Here is a 3,675-nt window from a genome sequence, read left to right as displayed (position 1 = left end):
CGGCGCCTTCACCGACCGGCTGGGCCCGCGGATCGCCACCTTCGCTTCCATGACGGGCTACGCGGCGCTGCTCATCGCGGTGCTCTACCTGGGTAACTTCCCACTCCTGCTGAGCACCGTTTTCCTGGTCGGCGTGGTCGGCAGGTTCTACCTTCCGACTGCCGCCGCGATGCTGTCGGAGCGAACCCCGGCGCACCAACAGGTAATGATCTTCGCGGTATACCGGCTGGCCTTGAACATCGGCACCACCGCGGCGCCGCTGCTGGCCTCGGCACTCATCGCGGTGTCCTACCAGCTGCTGTTCTGGTGTGATGCGGTGACCGCCGTGGTGTACGGGCTGATCGCGATCCTCACGTTGCCGGGCCGGCCCAAGGGCGCCGCGGCGCCGGATCCGGAGTCCGATCCGGTAGGCCGGCGGCGGAGCGGTTACCGTGCGGTGCTCGCTGATCGTCGCTACGTGCTCTACCTGCTTGCGGTGCTGGTGAACATCACCGTCTACATGCAGTACGTCAGCACGCTGCCGCTGGCGATGGCCGATGCCGGTGCCGCGGCAATCTGGTACAGCAGCGCGCTGACGCTGAACGGCCTGATCGTGATCTCCTGTGAGTTGTTGCTGACCAAGCTCACCCAACGCCTGCCGCTGGCCCTGGTGGTGACCGCCGGCTTCGGGCTGCTGGCAGTCGGCCAGCTGGTCTACGCCCTGCCCTGGGGGGTCGGGGTGTTCATTGCCGGCACGCTGATCTGGACGATCGCCGAGATCACTGCCGGTCCGACCATGGCCTCCTACCCGGGCCGGGCCGCACCGCCCCCACTGCGCGGCCGCTATATCGCCTCGATGCAGACCATGTTCAACCTGGGCGCCGCCATCGGACCGGTGCTCGGCGTTGCGATCTACGGAGCCGTCGGCAGCGCCGTGTGGGTGTACTGCGCGGCCGGTTGCGCGCTAGGACTCGCGCTGGCCCTGGCCGGCATGCGCCTGCCCTCCGCAACCACCGAACAGGCGGTGGTCACGGCCTGAGCCGGTAACCAAGTCCTTGCTCGCTCAGGTGCCCCGGCAAGTGCCGCCGGCGTGGCCGGCCGTCCTCAGGTGCCGAACGGGCTCTTGCCACCGAGGTCCAGGTCGGGCTTCTCCAGCTCCTCGACGTTGACGTCCTTGAAGGTCAGCACCCGGACGTTCTTGACGAACCGGGCCGGCCGGTACATGTCCCAGACCCAGGCGTCGCGCATCGTCACCTCGAAGTACACCTCGCCGTCGGCGTTGCGTGGCACCAACTGGACGTCGTTGGTCAGGTAGAACCGGCGCTCGGTCTCGACCACGTAGCTGAACTGGCCGACGATGTCCTTGTACTCGCGATAGAGCTGCAGCTCCATCTCGGTCTCGTACTTCTCGAGGTCTTCGGCACTCATCGGGCGATCCCTGCGGACATCATCTGTCCATTCTCACCTATCGCGTCGCTCGTGGTGAGGCCGCCCGGCAACTCAGCAGGCCCGGCGGCGACGGGCGCACACCGCTGCGGCAGGTCCAGCAGTTCGGGCAGCTGCTCCAGCTCGCTCAGCTGGTTCAGCCGGGCCCGCTCGATCAGGCCCGACCAGCCGGCGGGCAGGTCCCACCAGCCGTCCCGGCCGGGCAGGTTCCAGGAGCAGCGATGCACCTGCGACGGCCCGTGCTCCAGCAGCGCGGCGTGGTGCTGGGGCGAGGAGTACGCCTTGTTCTCCTCGAAGCCGTACTGCGGGTACTGCTGGGCGAGCGAGATCAGGATGCTGTCGCGTTCGGTCTTGGCCAGCACCGACGCCGCCGCGATCGAGGAGCACTTCAGGTCACCCTTGATGAGCGTCCGGACCGGCACCCGGCAGCGCCACCGGTCCGGTTCCTCGAAGCCCCAGTCGAACAGCCCGTCCCGGACGCTGAGGTAGTCGTGGTTGCCGTCCAGCAGCACCCAGTCCGGCTTGGCGCTCAGCTGGCTGACCGCCCGCTCGGCGGCGAGCCGGAGCGCGGCCATGATGCCGATCCGATCGATCTCGGTGGCCGAGGCATGCCCCACCGCGCAGTCCAGCGCCCATCGCCGGATCCGGGGCACCAACCGCTCGCGCGCCGCCGGGGTGAGCAGCTTGGAGTCGGCCACCCCCACCGGCGCCGGCTTGGAGCCGGGCGGCAACAGCACCACGCCGACCGACACCGGGCCCGCCAGTGCGCCCCGGCCGACCTCGTCGACGGCTGCCAGCAGGCCCGCTCCCGACCGCCAGGCCTCGCGCTCGTAGCGAAGAGTCGGCGCTCTGCGAGCTGTCGTTGCCACCTATCTCACCGCCAGTGCTCGTTCGATCAGCTCGACCATAGTCACCGGCTCCCGCACGACGTCAGAGGCGGCCAGTTCGGCGAGTGACCACCAACGGTGGCCCAGCACGACCAGCTGCTCGAGGTCGGTGTGGCCCATCGGCTGCACCGGCAGGCCGCTGGGAACCCGGACCAGGAAGTAGAAGTTGGTCTGGTCGATGTCGCGGCCGGCGATGCTGAAGCGCACCCGCTCCTGATACATCGGTTCGGCCGCCGCGTCCAGTTCCAGCCGCAGGCCGGTCTCCTCGTACACCTCGCGCAGGGCGGCCTCGGCCAGGCTCTCGCCCGGTTCCACCCCGCCACCGGGGGTGATCCAGTGCGTACGGTCCGAGCCGATGTCGCGCCGTTCGTGCATCAGCAGCACTCGCCGCTCGTCGTCGAGGACGAAGATCCGGCCGGCCTGGCGGGCAACCGGCTGGTCAGCGGCCGCGGTCACCGGCGTCGTCTGCGCCGCCAGCCGCCCAGCGCCGCGGTCACCAGCAGGGCCGCGGCAGCCGGCTCGGCCGGGGAGCCACCCGCCGCCGGGATGCCGTGTGAGGTGAAGGTGTTCGGGGTACCGAGGGTGCGCCAGCGCGACGGCGGCCAGGCGATCACGACCGCCTTGCCGATCACGTCGTCGTTGCCGACCGTGCTGTTCATCGGGTCGCAGCCCGTGCCGCCGCCGACGTCGCCGCAGTGATAGCGCGAGTCGGCCGAGTCGCTGCGGTGGTCGCCCATCACCCATAGCCGGCCCTCGGGCACGGTCACCGGGCCGAAGCTGCGGGTGTCGTCGGCACCGCGCTGGCCCGGCGTCGTGGACTTGCTCCAGGTGCTGTTCTCATAGATATAGGGCTCGTTGAGGCTTCGCCACGGGCCCTTGGCGCCATGGTCGGAGATCTCGACGTTGCCGTTGTCGTCACAGCAGCGCACGGTCTGGCCACCGACGGCGATGACCCGCTTGACCAGGTCCTTCTCACTCGGCGGCACCACCCCGACCAGCTGGCCGAACAGCTGCACGGCGTGCACCACCGGGTTGCCGGACAGCTGCACGCCGGCGAGCTCGTCCCAGTCCTGCGGGGCTCGGAACACCACGATGTCGCCGGGGTGCGGATCGCGGACGTGATACACCGGCTTGAAGACCAGGATCCGGTCCCCCGTGCAACCGGGGCAGCCGTGCAGGGTCTGCTCCATCGACTGCGACGGGATGTAGAACGGCTGCACCACGAAGCTCTTGAGCACCACGGCGATGGCGATGGCGATGGCGATCAGCAGCGGCAATTCGAACCGCGACCACCGCCGGCTGCGCGCGGCCGCCGGCTTGCCGCCCGTCACCGGCGGCTGAGCCGGGCCGCCGGCCCGAGCCG

Annotated in this window: 5 protein-coding genes; 1 reads left to right on the top strand and 4 read right to left on the bottom strand. The window is 69.8% G+C overall.

Features of this window, described 5'->3' with window-relative positions; translation table 11 throughout:
• Positions 1-1,018 (top strand): MFS transporter (locus tag VF542_RS05480; protein WP_408650696.1); only part of this gene is annotated, 1,018 nt, incomplete at its 5' end.
• Between the two features lie 65 nt (positions 1,019-1,083).
• Here the strand turns inward: VF542_RS05480 and VF542_RS05475 are convergent.
• The 4 genes from VF542_RS05475 to lepB form a co-directional block, all read right to left on the bottom strand.
• Positions 1,084-1,407 carry a DUF2469 domain-containing protein gene (locus VF542_RS05475; RefSeq protein ID WP_408650695.1) on the bottom strand — a complete coding sequence of 108 codons (324 nt, stop codon included), beginning with the start codon at positions 1,405-1,407 and terminating at the stop codon, positions 1,084-1,086.
• Complete coding sequence (locus VF542_RS05470) at positions 1,404-2,294, bottom strand: ribonuclease HII (RefSeq protein WP_408650694.1); 891 nt, start codon at positions 2,292-2,294, stop codon at positions 1,404-1,406. Before VF542_RS05470 ends, VF542_RS05475 begins: the two co-directional genes overlap by 4 nt.
• The gene (locus VF542_RS05465) at positions 2,295-2,768 is read right to left on the bottom strand and encodes an NUDIX hydrolase (RefSeq protein WP_408650693.1); all 474 of its coding nucleotides are present in this window, start codon (positions 2,766-2,768) and stop codon (positions 2,295-2,297) included.
• On the bottom strand, positions 2,765-3,675 hold a 911-nt coding region (gene lepB, locus VF542_RS05460), incomplete at its 5' end, for a signal peptidase I (RefSeq protein ID WP_408650692.1). The genes lepB and VF542_RS05465, both read right to left, overlap by 4 nt.

Source organism: Jatrophihabitans sp., assembly GCF_036389215.1.
GTDB lineage: Bacteria > Actinomycetota > Actinomycetes > Mycobacteriales > Jatrophihabitantaceae > Jatrophihabitans_A.
This window is presented reverse-complemented; position numbering and strand designations above follow the sequence as displayed.